General features: G+C 62.9%; 42 protein-coding genes and 1 tRNA gene. 20 read left to right on the top strand and 23 right to left on the bottom strand.

Annotation, left to right across the window (positions count from 1 at the left end; all coding sequences use genetic code 11):
- Positions 1-11 precede the first annotated feature (11 nt).
- The 21 genes from ASF34_RS01545 to ASF34_RS21955 all read right to left on the bottom strand — a co-directional run bounded on the left by ASF34_RS01545 (position 12) and on the right by ASF34_RS21955 (position 8,547).
- Positions 12-290, bottom strand: a complete 279-nt coding sequence (locus tag ASF34_RS01545) for a helix-turn-helix transcriptional regulator (RefSeq protein ID WP_244478861.1) — start codon at positions 288-290, stop codon at positions 12-14.
- The gene (locus ASF34_RS01540; RefSeq protein ID WP_056158021.1) at positions 277-519 is read right to left on the bottom strand and encodes a hypothetical protein; all 243 of its coding nucleotides are present in this window, start codon (positions 517-519) and stop codon (positions 277-279) included. The genes ASF34_RS01545 and ASF34_RS01540 overlap by 14 nt, the downstream gene beginning before the upstream one ends.
- On the bottom strand, positions 512-775 hold the full coding sequence (locus tag ASF34_RS01535) for a hypothetical protein (protein ID WP_056158017.1): 264 nt from the start codon (positions 773-775) through the stop codon (positions 512-514). Before ASF34_RS01535 ends, ASF34_RS01540 begins: the two co-directional genes overlap by 8 nt.
- The gene (locus ASF34_RS01530; protein ID WP_056158015.1) at positions 765-998 is read right to left on the bottom strand and encodes a hypothetical protein; all 234 of its coding nucleotides are present in this window, start codon (positions 996-998) and stop codon (positions 765-767) included. Before ASF34_RS01530 ends, ASF34_RS01535 begins: the two co-directional genes overlap by 11 nt.
- Positions 985-1,452, bottom strand: a complete 468-nt coding sequence (locus tag ASF34_RS01525) for a hypothetical protein (protein ID WP_056158011.1) — start codon at positions 1,450-1,452, stop codon at positions 985-987. The genes ASF34_RS01530 and ASF34_RS01525 overlap by 14 nt, the downstream gene beginning before the upstream one ends.
- Positions 1,439-1,855: a hypothetical protein gene (locus ASF34_RS01520; RefSeq protein ID WP_056158009.1), complete on the bottom strand. Its 417-nt coding sequence runs from the start codon at positions 1,853-1,855 to the stop codon at positions 1,439-1,441. Before ASF34_RS01520 ends, ASF34_RS01525 begins: the two co-directional genes overlap by 14 nt.
- The gene (locus tag ASF34_RS01515; RefSeq protein WP_056158006.1) at positions 1,845-2,111 is read right to left on the bottom strand and encodes a hypothetical protein; all 267 of its coding nucleotides are present in this window, start codon (positions 2,109-2,111) and stop codon (positions 1,845-1,847) included. Before ASF34_RS01515 ends, ASF34_RS01520 begins: the two co-directional genes overlap by 11 nt.
- On the bottom strand, positions 2,101-2,799 hold the full coding sequence (locus tag ASF34_RS01510; protein WP_156465599.1) for a hypothetical protein: 699 nt from the start codon (positions 2,797-2,799) through the stop codon (positions 2,101-2,103). Before ASF34_RS01510 ends, ASF34_RS01515 begins: the two co-directional genes overlap by 11 nt.
- Positions 2,796-3,131 carry a hypothetical protein gene (locus ASF34_RS22610; protein WP_156465598.1) on the bottom strand — a complete coding sequence of 112 codons (336 nt, stop codon included), beginning with the start codon at positions 3,129-3,131 and terminating at the stop codon, positions 2,796-2,798. Before ASF34_RS22610 ends, ASF34_RS01510 begins: the two co-directional genes overlap by 4 nt.
- Positions 3,131-3,730: a hypothetical protein gene (locus ASF34_RS01505; RefSeq protein ID WP_056158001.1), complete on the bottom strand. Its 600-nt coding sequence runs from the start codon at positions 3,728-3,730 to the stop codon at positions 3,131-3,133. Before ASF34_RS01505 ends, ASF34_RS22610 begins: the two co-directional genes overlap by 1 nt.
- On the bottom strand, positions 3,727-4,206 hold the full coding sequence (locus ASF34_RS01500) for a hypothetical protein (RefSeq protein WP_056157997.1): 480 nt from the start codon (positions 4,204-4,206) through the stop codon (positions 3,727-3,729). The genes ASF34_RS01505 and ASF34_RS01500 overlap by 4 nt, the downstream gene beginning before the upstream one ends.
- Positions 4,203-4,457 carry a hypothetical protein gene (locus ASF34_RS01495; protein ID WP_056157994.1) on the bottom strand — a complete coding sequence of 85 codons (255 nt, stop codon included), beginning with the start codon at positions 4,455-4,457 and terminating at the stop codon, positions 4,203-4,205. The genes ASF34_RS01500 and ASF34_RS01495 overlap by 4 nt, the downstream gene beginning before the upstream one ends.
- Positions 4,454-4,924, bottom strand: a complete 471-nt coding sequence (locus ASF34_RS01490) for a hypothetical protein (protein WP_056157990.1) — start codon at positions 4,922-4,924, stop codon at positions 4,454-4,456. Before ASF34_RS01490 ends, ASF34_RS01495 begins: the two co-directional genes overlap by 4 nt.
- Positions 4,921-5,601 carry an RAD52 family DNA repair protein gene (locus tag ASF34_RS01485; protein ID WP_056157987.1) on the bottom strand — a complete coding sequence of 227 codons (681 nt, stop codon included), beginning with the start codon at positions 5,599-5,601 and terminating at the stop codon, positions 4,921-4,923. Before ASF34_RS01485 ends, ASF34_RS01490 begins: the two co-directional genes overlap by 4 nt.
- The gene (locus tag ASF34_RS01480; RefSeq protein ID WP_056157984.1) at positions 5,598-6,098 is read right to left on the bottom strand and encodes a siphovirus Gp157 family protein; all 501 of its coding nucleotides are present in this window, start codon (positions 6,096-6,098) and stop codon (positions 5,598-5,600) included. The genes ASF34_RS01485 and ASF34_RS01480 overlap by 4 nt, the downstream gene beginning before the upstream one ends.
- Positions 6,095-6,397, bottom strand: coding sequence for a hypothetical protein (locus ASF34_RS01475; protein ID WP_056157981.1), 303 nt, complete (start codon positions 6,395-6,397; stop codon positions 6,095-6,097). Before ASF34_RS01475 ends, ASF34_RS01480 begins: the two co-directional genes overlap by 4 nt.
- Positions 6,397-6,894: a hypothetical protein gene (locus ASF34_RS01470; RefSeq protein ID WP_056157978.1), complete on the bottom strand. Its 498-nt coding sequence runs from the start codon at positions 6,892-6,894 to the stop codon at positions 6,397-6,399. Before ASF34_RS01470 ends, ASF34_RS01475 begins: the two co-directional genes overlap by 1 nt.
- Positions 6,895-6,897: 3 nt before the next feature.
- The gene (locus ASF34_RS01465; RefSeq protein WP_056157975.1) at positions 6,898-7,101 is read right to left on the bottom strand and encodes a hypothetical protein; all 204 of its coding nucleotides are present in this window, start codon (positions 7,099-7,101) and stop codon (positions 6,898-6,900) included.
- Between the two features lies 1 nt (position 7,102).
- Complete coding sequence (locus ASF34_RS22605; protein ID WP_156465597.1) at positions 7,103-7,252, bottom strand: hypothetical protein; 150 nt, start codon at positions 7,250-7,252, stop codon at positions 7,103-7,105.
- A 3-nt stretch (positions 7,253-7,255) separates the two neighbouring features.
- Entirely contained in the window at positions 7,256-7,618 is a 363-nt protein-coding gene (locus tag ASF34_RS01460; RefSeq protein WP_056157972.1) for a hypothetical protein, read from the bottom strand.
- A 200-nt stretch (positions 7,619-7,818) separates the two neighbouring features.
- Complete coding sequence (locus tag ASF34_RS21955; protein ID WP_082494024.1) at positions 7,819-8,547, bottom strand: XRE family transcriptional regulator; 729 nt, start codon at positions 8,545-8,547, stop codon at positions 7,819-7,821.
- 83 nt (positions 8,548-8,630) lie between these two features.
- Between ASF34_RS21955 and ASF34_RS23725 the strand changes: the two genes are divergently transcribed.
- The 20 genes from ASF34_RS23725 (at position 8,631) to ASF34_RS01365 (ending at position 18,536) form a co-directional block, all read left to right on the top strand.
- Positions 8,631-8,885 (top strand): YdaS family helix-turn-helix protein, encoded by a 255-nt coding sequence (locus ASF34_RS23725; RefSeq protein WP_082494021.1) that lies wholly within the window; start codon positions 8,631-8,633, stop codon positions 8,883-8,885.
- Positions 8,885-9,574, top strand: coding sequence for a GIY-YIG nuclease family protein (locus ASF34_RS01450; protein ID WP_056157966.1), 690 nt, complete (start codon positions 8,885-8,887; stop codon positions 9,572-9,574). The genes ASF34_RS23725 and ASF34_RS01450 overlap by 1 nt, the downstream gene beginning before the upstream one ends.
- A complete protein-coding gene (locus ASF34_RS23570) occupies positions 9,571-9,705 on the top strand; it encodes a hypothetical protein (protein ID WP_274533736.1) in 135 nt (44 codons plus the stop codon). Before ASF34_RS01450 ends, ASF34_RS23570 begins: the two co-directional genes overlap by 4 nt.
- Positions 9,702-9,905 (top strand): hypothetical protein, encoded by a 204-nt coding sequence (locus ASF34_RS01445; protein WP_056157963.1) that lies wholly within the window; start codon positions 9,702-9,704, stop codon positions 9,903-9,905. Before ASF34_RS23570 ends, ASF34_RS01445 begins: the two co-directional genes overlap by 4 nt.
- Before the next feature lie 691 nt (positions 9,906-10,596).
- Positions 10,597-10,956 carry a hypothetical protein gene (locus tag ASF34_RS01440; RefSeq protein WP_056157960.1) on the top strand — a complete coding sequence of 120 codons (360 nt, stop codon included), beginning with the start codon at positions 10,597-10,599 and terminating at the stop codon, positions 10,954-10,956.
- On the top strand, positions 10,953-11,444 hold the full coding sequence (gene dcd, locus ASF34_RS01435) for a dCTP deaminase (protein ID WP_244478860.1): 492 nt from the start codon (positions 10,953-10,955) through the stop codon (positions 11,442-11,444). The genes ASF34_RS01440 and dcd overlap by 4 nt, the downstream gene beginning before the upstream one ends.
- The gene (locus ASF34_RS01430; protein WP_056157958.1) at positions 11,441-11,836 is read left to right on the top strand and encodes a RusA family crossover junction endodeoxyribonuclease; all 396 of its coding nucleotides are present in this window, start codon (positions 11,441-11,443) and stop codon (positions 11,834-11,836) included. The genes dcd and ASF34_RS01430 overlap by 4 nt, the downstream gene beginning before the upstream one ends.
- Positions 11,833-12,030 (top strand): hypothetical protein, encoded by a 198-nt coding sequence (locus tag ASF34_RS01425; RefSeq protein WP_056157955.1) that lies wholly within the window; start codon positions 11,833-11,835, stop codon positions 12,028-12,030. The genes ASF34_RS01430 and ASF34_RS01425 overlap by 4 nt, the downstream gene beginning before the upstream one ends.
- Positions 12,027-12,284: a hypothetical protein gene (locus ASF34_RS01420; protein WP_156465596.1), complete on the top strand. Its 258-nt coding sequence runs from the start codon at positions 12,027-12,029 to the stop codon at positions 12,282-12,284. Before ASF34_RS01425 ends, ASF34_RS01420 begins: the two co-directional genes overlap by 4 nt.
- Before the next feature lie 4 nt (positions 12,285-12,288).
- Positions 12,289-12,510, top strand: a complete 222-nt coding sequence (locus ASF34_RS01415) for a hypothetical protein (protein ID WP_056157953.1) — start codon at positions 12,289-12,291, stop codon at positions 12,508-12,510.
- Positions 12,507-13,919 carry a replicative DNA helicase gene (locus ASF34_RS01410; protein WP_056157950.1) on the top strand — a complete coding sequence of 471 codons (1,413 nt, stop codon included), beginning with the start codon at positions 12,507-12,509 and terminating at the stop codon, positions 13,917-13,919. The genes ASF34_RS01415 and ASF34_RS01410 overlap by 4 nt, the downstream gene beginning before the upstream one ends.
- Positions 13,916-14,842, top strand: a complete 927-nt coding sequence (locus ASF34_RS01405) for a YdaU family protein (protein WP_056157947.1) — start codon at positions 13,916-13,918, stop codon at positions 14,840-14,842. Before ASF34_RS01410 ends, ASF34_RS01405 begins: the two co-directional genes overlap by 4 nt.
- Positions 14,839-15,033, top strand: coding sequence for a hypothetical protein (locus ASF34_RS01400; protein ID WP_056157944.1), 195 nt, complete (start codon positions 14,839-14,841; stop codon positions 15,031-15,033). Before ASF34_RS01405 ends, ASF34_RS01400 begins: the two co-directional genes overlap by 4 nt.
- Positions 15,030-16,277, top strand: coding sequence for a DNA cytosine methyltransferase (locus ASF34_RS21945; protein WP_082494018.1), 1,248 nt, complete (start codon positions 15,030-15,032; stop codon positions 16,275-16,277). Before ASF34_RS01400 ends, ASF34_RS21945 begins: the two co-directional genes overlap by 4 nt.
- 47 nt (positions 16,278-16,324) lie before the next feature.
- Entirely contained in the window at positions 16,325-16,495 is a 171-nt protein-coding gene (locus tag ASF34_RS01390; protein WP_156465595.1) for a hypothetical protein, read from the top strand.
- On the top strand, positions 16,495-16,791 hold the full coding sequence (locus ASF34_RS01385) for a hypothetical protein (protein ID WP_056157938.1): 297 nt from the start codon (positions 16,495-16,497) through the stop codon (positions 16,789-16,791). The genes ASF34_RS01390 and ASF34_RS01385 overlap by 1 nt, the downstream gene beginning before the upstream one ends.
- Positions 16,791-17,120, top strand: coding sequence for a hypothetical protein (locus tag ASF34_RS01380; RefSeq protein WP_056157933.1), 330 nt, complete (start codon positions 16,791-16,793; stop codon positions 17,118-17,120). The genes ASF34_RS01385 and ASF34_RS01380 overlap by 1 nt, the downstream gene beginning before the upstream one ends.
- A 28-nt stretch (positions 17,121-17,148) precedes the next feature.
- A complete protein-coding gene (locus tag ASF34_RS01375; protein ID WP_056157930.1) occupies positions 17,149-17,760 on the top strand; it encodes a hypothetical protein in 612 nt (203 codons plus the stop codon).
- Between the two features lie 142 nt (positions 17,761-17,902).
- Positions 17,903-17,978, top strand: a tRNA-Thr gene (locus ASF34_RS01370).
- 321 nt (positions 17,979-18,299) lie between these two features.
- On the top strand, positions 18,300-18,536 hold the full coding sequence (locus ASF34_RS01365; RefSeq protein WP_056157929.1) for a hypothetical protein: 237 nt from the start codon (positions 18,300-18,302) through the stop codon (positions 18,534-18,536).
- A 77-nt stretch (positions 18,537-18,613) separates the two neighbouring features.
- Here the strand turns inward: ASF34_RS01365 and ASF34_RS01360 are convergent, their stop codons facing one another.
- Both ASF34_RS01360 and ASF34_RS01355 read right to left on the bottom strand, forming a co-directional pair.
- Entirely contained in the window at positions 18,614-19,033 is a 420-nt protein-coding gene (locus ASF34_RS01360) for a type II toxin-antitoxin system HicB family antitoxin (RefSeq protein WP_056157926.1), read from the bottom strand.
- A complete protein-coding gene (locus ASF34_RS01355) occupies positions 19,033-19,221 on the bottom strand; it encodes a type II toxin-antitoxin system HicA family toxin (protein WP_056158867.1) in 189 nt (62 codons plus the stop codon). Before ASF34_RS01355 ends, ASF34_RS01360 begins: the two co-directional genes overlap by 1 nt.
- Positions 19,222-19,258: the final 37 nt, after the last annotated feature.

The raw sequence follows: 19,258 nt of genomic DNA, 5'->3' as shown, positions 1-19,258 counted from the left end.
GCCGCCCAGCGTCAGAGGACAAGGTTGCCCCACGGGTCTTTGTCGGATGCTGAGACGGCATCGTCGCCGGGCAGCTCGCGAAAGGCGCGCTCAACCTCGTATCGATCCCAGATCGTCCGCGAGCCGATCCGCTTAGGCTTCGGCATGCGCCCGTCCTTCACCATGACGTCGTAGGTGTTGGGGGAGACGCCCACGAGCCAAGCCGCCTCGGTTCGGGACACGCCGATCGGGGCCACGCCTGGCGGCAGCGGGTAGTCGCGCGTTCCGGTGGAGCTCCTAGCCTTTGCCACGTCTTGCCTCCTCATTGTCGAGAGCGAGAGCGGAGCGGCCGAGGTCCGACAGAGAGAACTGGTCGTATGGGAAATCCCGCGTCCGCTCGACCAGACCATCTCGGACGAGGATCTCAAGTGAGATCATTTTCGGATAGTTCTTGCGCCTCTTAGCCCACGGCCGGCGGGCCTTCTCGCCGACCCATTCCAGAGCTTTTCGCTGCGCTTCCGTCAGCTTCACCTCACTCATGGCCCACTCCCTTCGTCGTGGTCGAAAGGGCAGAGCGGCCAAACTCAATGATGAACCAGCGCTGGTCGTTGGTTGGATGGCGCCTTACGAAGCCCAGGGCAGCCATGGCCTGGCACGGCCGGCGCACACGTTCCGACGTTGCAACCGGGCCGAACAGCCGAGGTGCAAGGTTGCCGGTCAGCCCGCCGCTGTCGCCGAGACGAGCGAGCTCTCTCAGGATCGCGATTTGCGAGATCGTGAGCACGTCACTCCCCATGGCCGGCCTCCTTGACGGATTTCTCGACGAAGGAGCGGGCGGCAGAGGCGGTGGGGAAGTAGGCAAGCTGAGCGTCACGCCGGAACATGTCGGCGACCCATTTCTCTTCTAAGATTGCGCTCGTCCTGACGGAGCCGATAGCCTCCCCATTCTGGACAGCCGTCTCCCCACCAGCTCCGTCATCCCGCCACTCGATGGGGTGGGCGGTCTCAGCGCTCGACATGGGCGGTCTCCGATTGCTGGAGGAGGGCGCGGAGAAGGGCAGCCAGGATTGCGAGGGGGAGAGTGACGGCATCGTAGTAAGACGCAGGCCATTCGCCCAGTTCGACGCAACGGAGAGAGCATCTCCAGTGCCCCCATGGAAGCTGAACGAGGGCTGGCCTCACTGTGTCCGGCAGCACCTTGGCGACCAGCGCGAGCGCGGCGTCTATGGAGGTGGTGTAGGCATGAACACGAGAGCCGGTCGCCCAACTGTCGGCCCGAAGGTTGCAGTTGCAGGCATCGATCTTCGTGTCTTCCTGGCCGGCGGCGACGAGGCGGCGCCCCTCCACGATGGCCTGCCACCACGGATCGTCCGGCAGCAGCGCGCCGTGGATCGCCTCGTCCAACTCCCGGCTTCCAGCCTTCGCCTCCTCCACCAGAGCAAGGAGCGCGCGCAAGGTCTCAGCGGTTGGCATCGGCGGCCTCCTTGGTGAGCGGAAGGGCGGGAGGGGCCGGAAGGGGGCGCCAATGAGTCGGAAGAACCTCCTCGTTCATGTCGCGGCCCATGGCCCACGCGAAGGTCATCCAACGAAGCCCAGTCCCCATGTCGACGAGCATCCCGGCGTAGACGCCTTCGTTGCCGTAGTAGTCGAGATGGGGGACGTAGACTTGGATCGCCTTGTTCCGGGGCGCCGTCTCAATCGGTTCCCACCCCTCCGCCGCGCGCGCCGTGTCTTCTGCTAGCGCGGAGCGGATGGCCTCCACAGCTTCATCAAAGCCGGTCACGAAGGCGCTGGCGACGGCCGGAGAGAGCCCGGTAGCGTCGACCTTGATGTGTTGTTTGAGGATCGCCTGCAGCGCCTCAGCTTCAATCGCCATGGGGATGCTCCGTCACAAGAGCCATGAGGCGGTTGCGCTCTTGAAGCATCTCGGTCGGCACGCCCTTGCCGGCGGACCAAAGCTCGGCAATCTCGGCGGTGATCTTATCGAGAGGCGTACTGAGGCTCGCGTCCCAGACAAGGGATCGGCGAGCACGTTCCCACCGGCGCTTGTCTTCCGCGTCCGCCTCGACCTCTTCGCGCGTGCCTTCGGCTTCATATATGCCGTATCCAGAGATGAAGACCTTAAACGCCATGGGGATGCTCCGGTGTGGTGAGGGCAAAATTCTCGCGGACGCGAGCGCGAAACCGGTCGTCGAACTGGGCGGCCAACTCGTGCGATGCCTCGATGGTTGGTCGCAGGGCTGGGTCGCCGGTTAGGCCAAGCCAGCGCTCCATCTGCGCAATGCGGTTGGCTTGCTCCTCGGCCCTGGCTATCGCCGCATCCCGTTCGGCCCGCAGGGTTTCAATCTGGGCGTTCTTGTCCGCCACCGTCTTCAGTAGAGGTGGGCCTAGCGGGAACTTGGCAAGCGCGGCGGCAATTCCTCGGTCGTAAACCTGCTGGGGCGATTCATAGATCGGACTATCCGGCTCCCAGGTTAGAGGCAGGCCATTAGCGCTGAAGCGAGCAGGGCGGGTGTCGTTTGTGGCCGGGCCTACCTTTGCAATCTCGGCCCGCAGGGTTTCGTTCTCGGTGCGGATGGGGTCGAATCTAGCTCGGCCCGCGAGGTAGCCCTGCTCGAAGGCTTTCGCGTGCATCAGATGGAAATTGGCCTTTAAGGCCGGCCATAGATCCGCATCGGCCTGCAATGCCTCTTTTGCTTCGATGCCGAGCATGTAGCGTTCAGAGCATTCCTCAATCGTAAGCCCGCAGCATGAACAGGCCTCGTCCGTCCGCGCCACGGCCTCCCGCTCTCCCAGGCACGGTGGTGTTGGGGTGGTCATGATGCGGCCTCCGCTTTGGCGAGAGCGGCGCGAGCACGAGCCTCCGCAGCAACGGCCTGCGCCCATGCGTGCTGAACCGACGAAGATTGGATTGCTTCCGGCGTTGTCGTCAGAGCGAGCGCACCTCGCGCTTCCTTCAGCGCGCTGACCAAATCTTCAAAAACGTTGACCGCATGAACAATACGCTCAGCGTTGGCGCGACCCTCATGGTAGAATTCGCCGTTACCATTCAAAAGCTCGCCGCAGATCCACGCCTCATCGGAGAGGATGCAAAGGGTCTTGCGCCGTGGAGAGAGGGCGATCCGCCATGGCGTCGGAGAGTGCTTCGCCATCACGCCTCCTCCCCTGAGCTTTTGGAAGCTGATGTCGGGGCGACGGCGCGCACGGTGACGAAGCGTCCGTCATCCATCTCCGAGACGGGGCGAACCCACGTCACTCCGGTAATGGCGTTGCGGTAGACGCAGACGAAGGCATAGTCGGAAAGCGGCGTGTCTGTCTGAACCTGTGCGTCGCGGGTCACTACCTCGTAGAGGCCCTTCGACTTCACGTGCTGGATGATCTCCAGCTCCTCCCCCTCACCTGTCGGTGTCGAGACGGAGAGGGCGGCGCGGCTAAGGGGTCGGCCGACGACAGTGAGCCACGTGTAGAGGTCCGTGCCAGGGGTGCTGGCCTCGTCGTCCATTTCGAGGAAGGCAACGGCCTCCTCCAACGCCGCCCGCACCGGGTCTCCGGGGGAGTAAATCCGATCTATGAAATAGGCCGCGGCTTCGATCTCATCCGCGTCGACATCGTCAATGCTGATGGAATTCTCAGGCTGAGGGATTTGCTGGGCTTCGCGTACCCAGGCAACGATCTGCATCAGGCTGTCGAAGTAACCGGCCGCAGCCCCATCGCGCTTCGGGTTCGGGTTGGTGAGGGAGGGGGTGGTCATGGGGCGGCTCCGAGTAGGGGCTTGGCGAGGGGGCGGGTTGCCGTGCGTTGCGGCTTCGCTTGCCGCTTCGGAGGTCGTGGGATCTTGTGCTTGCGTTTCGGCTCGGGCGGCTCGGTGCCGTGCTCCTTCGCCAGCATCCGGGCGCGGAACTCCATCTCCTTCGCGGAGAGCCGTCGATGGTGGGCGATTTCGCCAGCGTCGGCGCCGCGCGTGGTCGCCCCGTTGCCAAAGGTCTTGGCGGCGTGAGCTTCCTTCGTCATCCAGACGAGGTGTGCGGGGTCGTGCTGATGCGGGCGGTGTTCGCCGGTCGTTGGGTCGAAGTCGCGCAGTGCCAGCGCCGGAACGTGGTCGAGCTCGAACTTCGGGGTGACCTCGACCGGGACCATTCCGGCCTGGCGCATAAGATCGGCGCAGAGCTTCAGAGCGAGGTCCCGCTGGAGCTTCATGGGGACGGCGCGGCGCTTCTCGGCCTTCATGGCGTCACCTCAAGGGCGTTCATTCCCTTGCGTGAAATGCACCAAGTCGCTTGCCCCTTATCGGAGGTGCCCACCCGGACGATAAGCCCGGCCCTCTCCATCCTCGCCAGACTGTCGAGCTTCTTCGCCATCCACTTTGGGCCGCCGGCGTAGTCGGAAAACGCGAACCGGAAGGCCTCAAAAGTTGAAGAATGCGGCATCGACGCAATCGTCGTGAGGAGCGCGCGCCGTTTGAAGCTGAGCTTCGTCATGCAGCCCTCCGACGCTGCCAGTGGTGGTAGTCGGCTTCGAGGTTCAGCCATTGCCGGCCCGCCTCTGATCCATCCACGATTTCACGACGGGACTGGATGCCGAGGACGCGGCGCAGAGCCTCGGCGTTGAGGTCGGTTTGGCTCGCCTCGCCATCCAACTCCGTGTGAGCGTCGAGGACGAAGCCGCGCTGCGTCTCCAGCAAGTAGGTGTGGAAATCGCGCTCTTGGCACCGCAGGGCGACCTTGCTCGCGAGGCTCAAAGGCTTCTTATCCGCCGTCGCCTGCGCTTTCCGGTCTTGCGCCATCGCAGCGGCGGCGGTGATCCGAGCGAGAGCAATCGGTGAGCCCGGCGCGCCCAACATGGCGAATGCCTCGGGGGCCGCGGTAGGCTCGATATCGAGGACAACACGCATAGTGCCGTCCACGAGCGTGCTCATCTTCACGTAGGAGGCGAGGACGGCGCTCATTGCGCGGCCTCCTTCTGCGGAGACAGGGCCTCAATGCGCTTCATGAGGATCACCTTGAGGGCGTCCACGTCTTCGCGCGAAAGGCCGAAGTCGCGCCGAGCCTGCTTTTCCTCGGCAGAGTTCCACCAGGGGATCAGCGTGGCAGCATCCGAGTGAGCGGCGATCTGGCGCTTGACGCTGGCGACGTACTCGGCGGTAGCCCTGTCTTCCTCTGACGGGGCATCCACGACGTTCGTCTGTTCCTTGTCGTAAAGGGCGAGGCCGAACGGGTTTCCGAAGGTCATCAGGGCGCGCTTGCGGGCGTCCGTCTCGGCTTCCTTAATCGCGCTCTCATGGGCGAGGCCGAGATCCACGTCGATGCCGTGACCGGAGCCGACACCCTCACGCACAACCGGCGATCCATCTGCCTGAACGACGACACGGACGCGGGCGATGTAGGAGACGGCGTGGCCGTCGCGCGGATTGGTCTTGCCGATCTTGCGCGGGGCCTCGGCGACGCAGCGGATATCGACGGTCTCGGAAGACCACTCGCTGAAACCGAAGATGCGGTTGGCCTCGGCAATAGCCCACCAGCCCTCCACGTAGCTGAGCTTGCGGCCAGCCTGCTCGCGGGAGCGGACCTTGCTGCGGTCGAGGCCGGCAGAGAGATAGCCGATCTGAGTGTCGGTGAAGCTCATTTCGCCCTCACGGTCAGGGTCGGAGAGGGATTGCCGAAAGCGGCGCCAGGCACGTCGCGACCGGCATCCAGTGCCTCGCGGATCGCGGTCTTGTCGGCCTCGCGTTTCGTGCGGCAGAGATCGTCCGGAATGGCGGCCTCGTCAGTGATGACGAGCGGAACGCGGCCGGCCGATAGCGAGACGTTGAAATCGGGTGCCGCGAGCTTCGACAGGCCAAGCTCGCCCATCGCCCATTTGGTAGCGTCGCGTAGCTTCTCAGCCTTGGCGTCGATACGCGCCTTGCGCTCCCGCATTTCAGCCTGAAGCTCGGCAAGCGCCTTGCTCTGCGCTTCGTGGTAGCGGGCCGCACGGATGATCCGGCGCATGCGCTCCATCACGTCGCATTCGGCTTCGACCAGCGTGGCGAAGTCAGAGTCGTCCTCGTCGATGCCAGCAGCCTGGATCTCGGAGATAATGGCCTGTCCGATGAGGACATCGTGGGCGAGGGGGGCGCTCATGCCGCCACCGCCGACACGAAGCTGTCCTGATAGGACCACGGCACGTAGACGGGGTGCTCGGGAGCCTCAGACAGGCCGAGGAACGCCAGCGCCGCGTCCAGGGAGGCGAACTCCGTGTAGAAGTGCCGGAGCGGAGCGGGCAGGGCGCCATGATCGGCAACCGCATCTCCGATCAGAATGGCCCAGGCGCTTCCGGCCTCAGAGCCTTCGATAGGGGCCGCGAGCGTGCCGATCTTCGTGTTGCCGTGGAACAGGTGGTAGCACTTGGTGCCGGTGCGGGGCTTGAGAGCGAACGACATTAGGCGCTCCGAAGGTTGGAGAGGACGTCGAACGGAACCTGCCGATGCTCGGCGTTCGGATCGTCCAGGGATGGGGCGGTGAGGCTGTCGAAGCGGGCATGCATCGCAGTGCGCAGGTCTTCGAAGTCCTCCATGTCGAGGTCGGTGTGAGCGTCGAGGAGGATGCCGTTTACCGTCGCCAGCTGCGTCTCGGCCTGGGCGACGAGGGTGTTCGCCACTTCAATCGCGCTGGTGTCGATGCCGTTGAGGTTGAGGCGCGCCATGCCGGCGATCATCTCGTTCCGGCGCATCACGGCTTCGAACCACGTCCGGCCGGCGATGATCTGGCGAGCAACGTTCTGCTCGACCTTCTCCTGAACCGTGACCCGGCGAGAGGCGATGCCGGTGACAGGCGTCTGCCGATACCGCGGAGCCCGGTTGTTGCGGGCGTCCTCACGAAGCGCGGCCTGAATTACCATGTCGCGGTCGGAGAAGTGGGGGTGATCGAAGGTCGGCATGGCTCAGGCCTCCGCTTTGGCGAGAGCGGGCCGAGTGCGGCGCCAGTCGTCCAGCATGGCAGCGAAGACGCCGCGTGCGCCGGGGTCTTGAGAGCAGGCGACGACCATTTGGTACTGACGGATCAGCCCATCAGCGACCGAATTGCTGCTCGCATTGGCACGCAGCCATTCGACTTCCGCGTCGGTGAGATTGAGGCGCTCAGCCATCTCAAGCCCTCCACACGAACGAGGAGGCCTGCCGGTCAGCAGTGCGAGCGCGATGGTGGCGGAGGCTGTCGAGGAGGAAGCCGACAGCGAGGCCGCCGAGCAGGATCAGCAGAAACGCGAAGGGGGCGAGGTTTCCGGAGAAGGTGCCCATGGCTCAGGCTGCCTTCTCGGAAGAGGCAACCGGCACGCACCAGTTGGCGAGTGCTACGCCGACGGTGCCGATCTTGATCTCGTGCTTCGGAGCGAAGCTGCCGAGCAAGCCCTGAATGGCCGCATGCGCCTTGGCGCTGTCGATCTCACCCTTCAGGCGGATACCGTAATCCTCCAGCTTCCCGCCGCTGAAGAACAGCTTGGAAGCCACCCGGCACATGGGGTGCTGGCCTGAGTAGAACTCATCGCCCATCTGAGCCTTCGTCAGATAGGCAGAATGCTCGGCGCCGAAGATGACGGTTGGGCGGTCGAAATCAGGGACCGGGAAGGACGGGACGGGCTTTTCGCTGGACACTTCGATCTCCATCGGCTCGGGGAGCTGATGAAGACAACCTACCGAAATTCCGGTATCGGTGTCAACCGGTATTCCGGTCGTGTTCTACCGTTTCGGTATTTTCCGGTCGGATCGTGCGGTTTCCGGTCCCCCGTACCGCTCGTTCTTTTCCACAGAAACAGAAACGCCTCGCGCGGGGCGAGGCGTTGGCCGTCTAATGATGGACGCTCCGGTTACATCCGAGAGAATTTCGCGGAGACCCTGCCAATAATGTGAACGTTGCCGTCCATATTGAGAATGATCGGTTTGTAATAAGCATTCCGAGAAGTGCAGACGATCTGCGGCGGGTTCGAGTTGCGAACGATCTCCACCTGCTTGATGATTACGCCATCTCCATCCCAGACCGCAAAAATCCCGCCCTGGCGCGGATCGGTGTCTTTCCGGTCTATCACCACGCGGTCCCCCGAGGTCAGAGCCTTGGCGCTTCCGTCGTCCATGGAATCACCGCGCACCGGAAGGATGTCGGCAAACCCATATGTAAGGCCGAGCTCTTTCTCGACGTAGGCAGAAGGCAGGCCCCATGCTGCTACCGGCTCATGCCCAGCGACATCGCCGTTCTGCCAAGCCTGGTCATCCATTCCGCCGCCGTAGGAGGCCCCAGCTCGGATATCGTACTCCGGCAGCGTCTTTCGAGAAGCTGATGAAGGCGAAGCCTGCCGCACCTGTCGCGGCTTTAGGCCTTCCGATGGAACTTCGCCGCCCCGGTCCTGCGTCTCGCCTAGCAACCACTCTGGCGACACACCACAGGCGCGCGCGATCTCGATGAGCTTTCGAGGCCTACCGCCCTTCGTTTCGATGTCAGCCACCCCTTGCTGCGACATGCCCACTCGCTCTGCTAGCTCTGCTTGAGACAGGCCAACACGTTCACGGGCTGATTTCAATCGGTTGCCGAGGTGTTCCATAACGCCTGCTACCGACACACTAACCGACCGTCCCAACCGGAATAGCGGTTGAATGTACCGTTTTTCCGGTATATACGGTCGGTATGAGTCCCGCCCATGAAGCCCTCGCTCGCGCTACTGAAATCAAAAAGGGCCAACTTCGCCTAGCGAATGCCATTGGCACGACGCAGTCGAACGTCTGGACCTGGCTAAACAAGAGCAAGCGCGGCGCACCCGCAGAGTGGGTCGCCAAGATCGAGCAAGCCACCGGCGTTCCCCGGCATGAGCTGCGCCCTGATCTCTTCTCGCCAGCAATCATCTCCGCTGACAGCGCAGACCACCATGGAAAGGCTCTCTGATGGCGGTGTACTTCATTCGGCAAGGCGTCACCGGCCCCGTCAAGATCGGGATTGCCAATGACGTTGTTAAGCGCCTTCGGCAATTGCAGACCAACCAGTCTGTCGCACTGCGCATCATCAGGATTGTCAAAGGAGGTCGCGATGAGGAAAGCGCCCTTCATCAGAGATTTGCCGCCCGCCGTCTGACGGGAGAGTGGTTTACGTTCTCTGATGAGATGACATCCGAAAACTTCGGCTACGAAGACCTGCCTATCCCTCTCATCAAGCGCAACTCTGGGCGAAATTTTCCTGATAATGCTTGGGGGCGTGAACGTTGCCTTCACCAAGAGATCCTTGCGGTTATCGGAGGCCCCGAGGCTCTCGCACGGAGAATGCGTCTGCCAACTTGGGTCGTAGCGCCCAATATGATCAGCGCTCAGTATTGGTCGGCAGCCTCCCTTCTTCTGAACGACGCAGGGCGTCACGATATTACACTTAAGACAATCAACGAAGCGCGTGCCGCCACAGATGCACAGTTCGAGGAAGTTGATCGTCACAACCAAGCTATCCAAGACGAAGAGAATAAGCGGACCCTTCTCCAGATAGAAGCGGAGTGGGTGCGCGAGAATGGTGCCGCTGCGGCATGGTGGACGCTTTCTGAGCCAGAGGAAGAAGATCGTCCCGCCGTAAAGAAGGGGCCGGCGGCATGACGACCGAAGGCGCTCTCTGCCTCGTCGTGGCGGCCATCTGTGCCGCCTGGGTCGCCTTCGTGGTGATCCGCGGCCCCGGCCCTGACCTCACCCCGATCTCCGCTCCTCTCAAATGGAATACGATCCGATGAGCGTTCTCACCGTTCCGCGCATCCGCGCGTCCGAGGCCCATGACGGGCGTTGCTCCTCCCTCGGCTTGGCCGATCAGATGGGTTCGCTCGATCTGGTCGGCCCTTTCGAGAGCCGGCTGCCCCTCATCGACAGTCCCATCCCCTACGTGCTCGCCCCGTGGATTGCAGCGATGCTCGTCGCTTGGCTTCTGGGAGCTTGAGCGATGGCTGGTGGATGCATTGAAGAGCGCACGTCGCAGGTCGTCAGAGGGCACACTCTTTATCGCCCTAAGAAACGGCGCAATAACTATTGGACGAAGCGTGCGGATGAGATGGTGGCGCTCTATCAGTGCGGGTTTTCGCTGCAAGAGATCGCTGCCCAGATGGGCACCTACAAAGCGCTCATTTGCATCACTCTTCAGGGGCACCCTGATTATAGGCCGCGTGTAGGTGGTCGGCCGCCAAATGCTCCTCGGGAATTTGAGGTGCCGGGTTGGGTCAGCGATCAATGGCACCCTCGGTACTGTCTCATCGCTCAGCGCCATGGTGAGCACGTTGCGGCGTCCTGCATCCGCGTTGCCAAGCGGCTCGGGGTCTCAGCATGACCCCGTGCGCTCAGATCCATTTCGAGTTGTTTCGGCTTCCGCGGCTTGCCGGCCTTCGGACGCTCTTTGACGGACGGTCGGTTGCACACCTTGCCGGGTGTGTAGCGTCGTCCGCTCTGTCTGACTGCTTCCAGGTGTTCCAGGTACGTCTCGTCAGCTGCGATCTCCTCAAAGATCAGCCGGCCAACCTTCAGATCTCCTCCGTTCCGCATAACCAACCCTCCGTGGCCGAGACGATGTCTCCCACGGAGCTGGTCACGCTGTGCGCAACCACCATTCACAAATCACGCAACCAAAGGGCAGGGTGATGACGACTGTCACCATCGCAAGCACCTATGCGCGCCGTCTCGTTGAGAGCGAGGCGCGCGTTACGGGGCAGCCAATCAAGGAAGTCGCCAAGCATGTCGCCGCTCGGCTGCGGCAGCCCCATGGGTCGATCTGGGGGCTCTTGTTCAGGTCGCCAAAGACGGTGAGCGCCGAATTGCTGGTGGTGCTTCAGGAAGCCGTTGAGAAGCAAGTCCGGCTGGAGATCCAAGCCCTTGAGAACGAGCTTCTGGCAGTCCGTTTGGGCGCTCTTCGCCGCGATGTTGGAGCGTTGGAAGAGATCGAAGCGGGCATCGCGGGACTGAAGTCCCGCCTTCGCAACGAAGATCGGGGGGCAGCATGATCCTCTCCGATTACATGATCCGCGAGCGCGGCGTTCTTGTTGATGGCGAACGCCGTCACATCGTCGAGCCGTTCGTCGAGCGCAGTGTTCACGAGACCGGTCTCAGCTTCGGCTTGAGCCATGGCGGGTACGACGTGCGCATCAAGCAGGATCTCACCCTCCACCAGGGCGAATTCAGCCTTGCCTCCACGGTGGAGCACTTCGCGATCCCCGAAGATGTGATGGCCTTCGTCCTCGACAAGAGCACGATGGCTCGCCAAGGCGTGAGTTGCTTTAATACCTGCCTAGAGCCGGGATGGACCGGTTTCTTGACGCTGGAAATCGTCTGCCACGCGTCTGGCCCGGTCGTCATCAAAGCCGGCCAGCCGATCGCACAAATCGTCTTCCACCAGATGGTTGCGCCGCCAGAGCGCACCTACGCAGGCAGCAAGTACGACAATCAAGCCGATGAGCCGGTCGCTGCCATTCTAGAGGCAGTGCGACCATGATCTGCTTTACCGTCGCCATTCCGCCTTCAACGAACAACCTGTTCTTCAGCGTGTCCGGCAAGGGCCGTCGGAAGACGGATGCCTACAAAGCATGGATCAAGGAAGCGTCCATAGTCGCCAAGCTGGCGATCCGGGCGAAGCGGATTGACGGTCCCTACGCGCTCAACATCCAGATCGGGAAGCCGGACAACCGGCGTCGTGACCTAGGGAACCTCGAGAAGGCCCTTTCGGATCTTTTGGTCAGCGTCGGTGCTGTGTCGGACGACAGCGCCTGCCAGCGGATCGAGATGGAATGGTCGCCGAACGTGGACGGCGCCTTCGTACGCGTCATGGAGACGAAGGCCGTCCCGACGCGCAAGACCGCCATCGCATCTGCCGAGGTGTCGGCATGAAGCAGGTCGCGCTCACCCCCTTCGAAAATCTGACGCACCGTCAGCGCGCCGAGATCGCTGATCTGTGGTGGGAGCGCAACGACACCGCTGAGATCGGTGCGCGCCTCAACATCTCAGAAGCCAACGTCGCTCGCGTTCTGGCCCGGCAGCAACTCTGTAGGCGTGACCTCCTCGTGCAAGCGAGGCGCGCATGACCGGCTGCGACTTCCACGGCTTGGGACCATTCGCCGACAACCTCACCAATGCCATGCGCGGCAAGCTCGCCCTGCGTCTGACAAAGGCGTGTGCGGCCGCTCCCGAGGCTCGCCCCGCTGCCATCGCTCTTGGCCGGGTCGCAGAACCTGCGCGCCGCGCCGAAGCCCTCGCTCTCCTGAACGCTATGCCGTCGTTGCCGCGACGCTTTGTGATCAGTCGCTACGCCGCCCTCTCCAAGCTATCGAAGGAGTAACCGCATGAACGTGGTCGACTTCACGCGTCACCAAGAGGACCGCGCTGCTGCGGCTTGGGATAGCTATGTGCGAGCCCGTGACGCCGCTGAGCACAGCCGCAACCTCTCTGACGGGATCGCCGCTGGCAAGGCTTGGCGCACCTTCCTGACGCTGTTCCAGACCCCTGAGCAGACCGCGGCACACGAGGCCGTTGATCACTCGCTGGCGCAGCGTCGCCGCGGATGAGTGGGTACGCGCATCCTGGCGCAGAGGCGCCCCCGAACGCTATCGAGGCCGAGCAGGGCCTGATTGGTGCTGTGCTTCACAACCCGGATATCCTCGACCGTGTGCGCGAGTACGTGCGCGCGGAGGATTTCGCCGAGGACGTGAACCGCCACATCTTCGAGACGATGTGCCAGCGCCGCGATGTCGGCGAGACCATCGACTTCAAGCTTATGAAGGCCGTCCTCGGCAATGCCGATCTCGGTGGCGCGACGGTGGGCCAGTATCTCGGCCGCCTCGTTGCAGAGGCCACCACCGTGAGCGGTGCGCCTGGCTATGCCCGCCTCATTGCCCAGGCTGCACAGATGCGACGGGTGCTGGAGACCTGTCAGGCCGGCACCGCCGCCATGATGGCCGGCGCGGTCGCGAGCCCCGCCGATTACGCCGCGCAGATGATTGAGGATCTGGACGAGGTGGCGACGTCAGCCCTGTCCTCTGGGCTGCGCCGTACCTCCATCGGCCAAAGCGTCCAGAGCGTCATTACCCGCGTGGACAACGCTAGGGCAGGGCGGGTCATCACGGGTGCCCCCTACGGCCTTCCCAGCCTCGACCGCGCCACCCTCGGTATGCGCGAGAACCAGCTTATCATTCTCGCCGGCCGGCCCGGCATGGGAAAGACGGCGACTGCCATTCACATCGGTATGTCCAGCGCCCGCATTGCAGGCGCCGTTGGTTTCGTCAGCTTGGAGATGGGCGCTGACGAGCTGGCCGAGCGCGTCCTCGCCTCGGCAGCCTACAATCCCCGCGAATTCGACGAGATCAGCTATCGGTCCATCGCGGAGGCGCGTGGCCTCTCTCGGGTAGCCATGGAGCGCCTGCGCCGCGCCGCCGATGAGTGCGCCGACATTCCGCTCTGGATTGAGCAGCAGCCTGGCCTGACCATCTCTCAGATCAGCGCACGCGCCCGTCAGATGAAGATGCGGGCCGAGCGGATGGGAATGCCCTTCGCCGCCCTGGTGGTGGATCACATCGGCCTCATCCGCCCATCCAAGCGCTACGCCGGCAACCGGGTCCAAGAGATCACCGAGATTTCCGCAGCCCTCAAGGGGCTGGCGAAGGAACTTGGCTCGCCTGTGGTGGCCCTCTCGCAACTCAACCGAAGCGTCGAGAGCCGGGAGGATAAGCGCCCAGTCCTGTCCGACCTCCGCGACAGCGGCTCCATCGAGCAGGACGCTGACGTGGTGATCGGCCTCTTCCGGGAGGCCTACTACCTGGAGCGGAAAGTCGAGCGGACGGACGAGGAGACAGACCGTCTCTGCCACCGTCGCAACGTCCTCGAAATCGAGATCCTGAAGCAGCGATCCGGCCCCACGGTTCGCATCGACTGCTTTTGCGACATCGCCTGCAACGTCCTCGCGGAGATGGCCCAATGAGCGCATTCCCAAGCCTGCCGCTGTTCACGGACGCCTACATCGCGGACACGGCTCACCTGACCAATGAGGAGCATGGCGCCTACCTTCGCCTCCTCATGTTCGCTTGGCGCTCGCCGGACTGCCGCCTGCCCGATGACGATGCTCGCATCACTCGGATGCTTGGTCTGACGGCCAAGCGCTGGTCATCCCTGAAGCCCGCCGTAATGGCGTTCTGGTCTCTCGACGATGGGTTCTGGACGCAGAAAAGGCTCACTCGCGAGCACGAATTCGTCACGGAAAAAGTCGAGAAGAAACGCGCCGCCGGCAAGCAAGGTGGGCGACCTAAGTCATTGGAAAATAACGATCTGGGCAAAGCATCAGGTTATGAAAACGGAAAGCAGAACGAAAGCGAACGGAAAGCACCTACACCTACACCTATTAATACCCCTATAGTCCCCAAGGGGACGGACGCTGGCTTCGCCAATTTCAGAGCCGCATTCCCGAAAAAGAAAAGCTCATTCCCAACCGAGACAGCTCGGAAGCGCTACGACGCAGCGATCAAGAATGGCGCGTCCGAAGCCGACCTTGAGCGATCTGCGCGCAACTATGCCGCCGAGCAGGCCGACCTCGGCAACATCGGCACGCAGTATGTGAAATCAGCGGATGCCTTCCTCTTCTCTGGAAAATGGAAGGACTACCTCGGCGGCCAATCTCAGCCGGTAGCCGTATCCTCCGAGGATTACCTCGCCCGGCTCTCAGACGACCGCTGGAGAGACGCCCTCCGCCAGTGGAAGAAGACCGGCGGCCAGTGGGATCTCTCCCGCCATTCCAGCCCACCGGACAGCCCGAAAACCAAAGTCCCGCAACGCTTCCTGACGGAGTTCGGCATCGCGCCGAGGGACTTTCACGGCGTCCACAACCTGCTTTCAGTGAGGGCAGCATGACCCGCCTCCTCCTCACCTCCAAGGGCGAGAAGACCGTCTGCGCAGACCGGGACGACCGGGGCGGGGTGCTGCTGACCGGACGGGATGAGCAGCAGGTGGAGCTGACGCGGGGAATGATCCTGCGCCTGGCGTTGGTCGCCTTGGTCCCGATGTGGGTCGTGGCGCTATTCACGAACGAGGTGGCGGCATGACGCTTCGCTACGGCTCCGTCTGCTCCGGCATCGAGGCCGCCACCGTCGCGTGGCACCCGCTCGGTTGGCAGCCGCAATTCTTCTCTGAGATCGACGCCGCGCCGCGCGCGGTCCTGTCCCACCATTACCCGGGTGTGCCGCTCCATGGCGACTTCACGACGATCCAAGACGGCCAGTACGGTACAATCGACCTTCTCGTGGGCGGAACCCCCTGTCAGTCCTTCTCGGTCGCCGGGCTCCGAGGCGGCTTGGCAGACGACCGTGGCAACTTGGCCCTCCAGTATCTTAGGCTGGCTCAGCGCCTGCGCCCCAGATGGTTGGTCTGGGAGAACGTCCCCGGCGTCCTGTCATCGAACGGAGGACGGGACTTTGGTGCCATTCTCGGGGGCATGGGCGAACTCGGGTATGGCGTCGCCTACCGAGTGCTTGACGCTCAGTACGTCCGAGTGGACGGATTTGGACGGGCTGTCCCTCAACGACGCCGGCGTGTGTTCGTTGTCGGATATCTTGGAGATTGGCGCCGTGCCGCAGCGGTACTTTTTGAGCGCGCGAGCTTGCGCGGGGATCTTGCGCCGCGCCGTATTGCGGGGGCGGGAATTACCGCCAGCGCTGCTTTCAGCATTGCAATGCGTGGCCGAGACGGCGGTGCCGCCTGCGAACTAGGCGACGAGGTTGGGCATACCCTTCGTGCTTCAACCGGTGGGGGCGACAAGCCTCACGCTCTCATAGAACTCGGCGTTTCGCACAGTCTGCGTGCCGAGGGCTTTGATGCCAGCGAGGACGGTACAGGCCGAGGTACGCCCATCGTACCTATTGCCTTTGACACGACCCAGATTACGAGCGCTGCGAACCGCTCCAATCCGCAGGCTGGTGATCCGTGCCATCCTCTTGCGTCTGGCGCACATGCGCCAGCAGTCGCTTTCACGGTGTCCGCTCTGAACAGCGGTTGGGCGCCACGTAACGTTGATGCCTCTCCCGACCTTGCCAACACCCTCGACACCACGCGGTTTCCCGGCGTCCAACAAGGCTGGGCCGTCCGGCGATTAACCCCAGGCGAGTGTGAGGCCCTGCAAGGATTTCCTCGCGACTACACGCTCGTCCCGACCACGCGCGGGATGATGGCCGACGGCCCTCGCTACAAGGCTCTGGGCAATTCCATGGCCGTCAACGCGATGCGCTGGATCGGCCGACGCATCGAAGCCGTCGAGGCCATGTCCGTTCCCGTCCTCATGGCAGCGGAGTGATCCATGACCTCTCCCCGTCAGTCCCCGACCGCAGAGAGGGACGCGCGATGAACGTAGCTCTGATCATTTTCGCGATGTTGGTTCTCTCCGTGACGGACAAGATCGCTCTCAAGGCGCTTGGCCAGCCGAGCAGCAGCTACGTCGTCTTTTTGGCGATGCTTGTAGCCTACGCGGTTGGCTGGGCCGTCTCTGAATTCTCCCGAAATAGGAGCGAGTGATGGGCGACCGGAAGCTATCTGATCTGTCTGCCCCAGAGTTCTCCGCCCTAATCGACGCTCGCCGTCAGAGGCGCATGGGCTCCATCGACGACCTATCCCCGGCCATGCGGAAGCTAGTGAACGAGTACGGCTTCTACGTCGTCCGAACGCTTCTCGATCTGGGCATCAAGGAGCCCAGGCATGTCTCTCACATCGTTGAGACGATCCTGGACGAGTTCAGCCCAACGCGCGGCTCGAAGTCCACGCAGGGTGTGCGGACGCAACTCACCAGAGACGATTTGGCGGAGCCCGCCTGATGCCTCCCCTCACCGACAAAGCCGCCAGCTTCGCCAGAACCGAAACAGAGGAGGGGACCGTGGGAGAGCTAAGCGAAGAAGCACGGAGCCTATGCGCCCGATGGTTCGGCATGAGTCCGCGCGATGTCGTGACCTCGCACAAGCCTCACAAAACGATGCGGAGTGTTCAGGACGCTGTCGACGAGCTGGTCGTGGCCGGCATCATCGTTCGTGAGCCGTACAACGACTTCGGATCGATCCAGCTGAAAGGTTCGCAGCGGGCATTCGAGATCGGCAGTGCGCGGCGGATCGAGGTCTTGGCCTCGTTTCTAACCCCTCCCTCCGCCTAACCCTCACCCCGACACCCGGAGACGCCCGATGGCTTTCGCCAAGTCACCCGAACAAGTCGAACGCTTCCGGAGCCTCGCAGCGCCCCGTCGCGAGGCAAGCGGGCAACCCCAGCGCCCAACCACCCGCAAGGGCCGTAGCGAGGCCAGGAAGGCCAAGGAAGACATGACCGAGACCGAAGCCCTATCTGTGGCTCTCAACCAGCCTCACAGGCGCTCTGTGAAGTCGCCTCGACTGAACCAAACGCTTGGCGCCCGTGATCCGAAAGCCGGCTTCCCGATCGGCCGGCTCTACCTCGCCGGCACGATCACCATTGATCAGCTTAACGCGAGTGAGAAGTACATTGAGCTCTATCAGCGCTATGCTCATCAGGTGGTCGGCGTCGCGCCGAAGTTCCCATGCCAAGCCATCAGCGACGCGCCCGGTGGAAAGGCGACCTCGCGCGACATGACCTTCGAGGAGGCCGACAAGATCAAGGCGCAGTGGCACGAGGCGCAGACTGCGCTCGCCGACACTGGCGAATGGGCCGCGTGTGCTGGTGCTCTCGTTGCCATTGGCGTCATGCTGAAAGACCCGCGGAACGACGCGGAATTGGGGGCGCTTCGCATTGGCCTAAACGCCCTCCACCGTTGCTGGAAGTAGGCGGTTGACACGGCGTTCAAACCATGATGTGGTGACGTTCATACGGGTGAGAATTGCGACCGCAGGGTTGCCGCCCCGGAGATTATCGGAAGCTGCCATGTCCGAGGCCATCATCATCCGAACGAGCACACGCTAGGCTTAAGCCGGCGTAGCTCAGTGGCAGAGCAGCATCCTTGTAAGCTGAAGGTCGGGGGTTCGATTCCACCCCGCCGGCACCATTTCCACCCTTCTCCCCAGCCCCAAGGCCGAGGGAGATGGAAGAGTTCAAGGCAAGGTGCCCGCCGTTGGTTGAAACCGGGGTGGCGGGTTGAATGGGGCCATGTGCCAAGCCTGTCTTGAAGCAGTTCGATGCGGCGACACGGTGATAATCTGCCGGCCGTAGGACGAGGCCCCGGCTTCGGTTCACATTGCGGGGTTCATGGCAGGCCCCGCCCGCATCGCCCCGCCCATCCCCCAATTCGCCGCTGAACGGCAACGAGGTCCGCGTTCTCGCGGATAGGCGGCCAAGGCCGTCGCTTCCACACGACAGGACATCAGGCATGAACATCGGCAAGGTTTGCTACCAAGTCCGACCGGTAGAGCGGCACATCATCACCCGCTACGTCGAAGACACTGAGGGTCGCCCATGCGGCTCCGAGGTGAAGGGCGAGTTCGACAACGCCAAACTGGCGCGTGAGATCGCACGCGCGCTGGCGAAGGATGAGGCTGGCCGCCTCGGCTTCCCACCCGGCGACGAGCGCATGCAGTATCCTGAGCGCGAGAGCGTTGCGGCTTAGACATCAGTTCGGGCGGCTGGAGTTCACTCTTGCCGCCCCAATTCGCCGCTGAGGCGGGAGAGAGACGAAGGGGCAGCTTAAGCCGCTTGGCGGACTGTCGGATCAACCTCTCTGCCAAGAGCGGTCATTGCGATGTCGATCTGGTCGATCCTTGATGCGTGATCTAGGCGGAACAGCCGGTCGACCGACTCCCTATTCCACTGAAGCCGTCGCATCAGGTCCGCTCGCGTCATGCCGGCGGCCAGCAACTCGCGATAGAGTACCACCTTCAGCTTGGTCTGAAGCGACAGCCGAATGGCTCCGGCGTCGTCCTCGAAAGGCGGTATCGCTTCGCCGCTCGCAATCCGCCCACCCAGCGCCTCTTCAATCGCGTCGGCGGCATGAATGCGTGCCTCGAACTCATCATCTCCGAAGGTCGTAACCTCCGGCAGGGCAGGGCAGGTAACGAGGAAGGAGCCGTTGTCATCCGGCTCCAGTTCGATGCGGTATCCGATCATCACTTGAGATCCAGTTGCTTGAGAATACGGTTCACGAGCGCCGTGCCGAGTTCCTTCCGGCTGCCATGCATCGGCAACTGAGAGACCTTGTCGCCCCTCCGTACCGTAAGGTGGCCTGAGCCGCCCTTGTGGTTCTCGAAGGTGCAGCCTTTAGAGGCCAGGAGCTTGCGGAGTTCGTTCGCGTTCATGAAGGCTAACATACTCCACACTTCTGTGGAAGTCAAC

This window comes from Methylobacterium sp. Leaf106 (assembly GCF_001422895.1).
Taxonomy (GTDB): domain Bacteria; phylum Pseudomonadota; class Alphaproteobacteria; order Rhizobiales; family Beijerinckiaceae; genus Methylobacterium; species Methylobacterium bullatum.
Note: the sequence above shows the minus strand (reverse complement) of the source record. Positions and strands in the feature narration are given on the sequence as shown.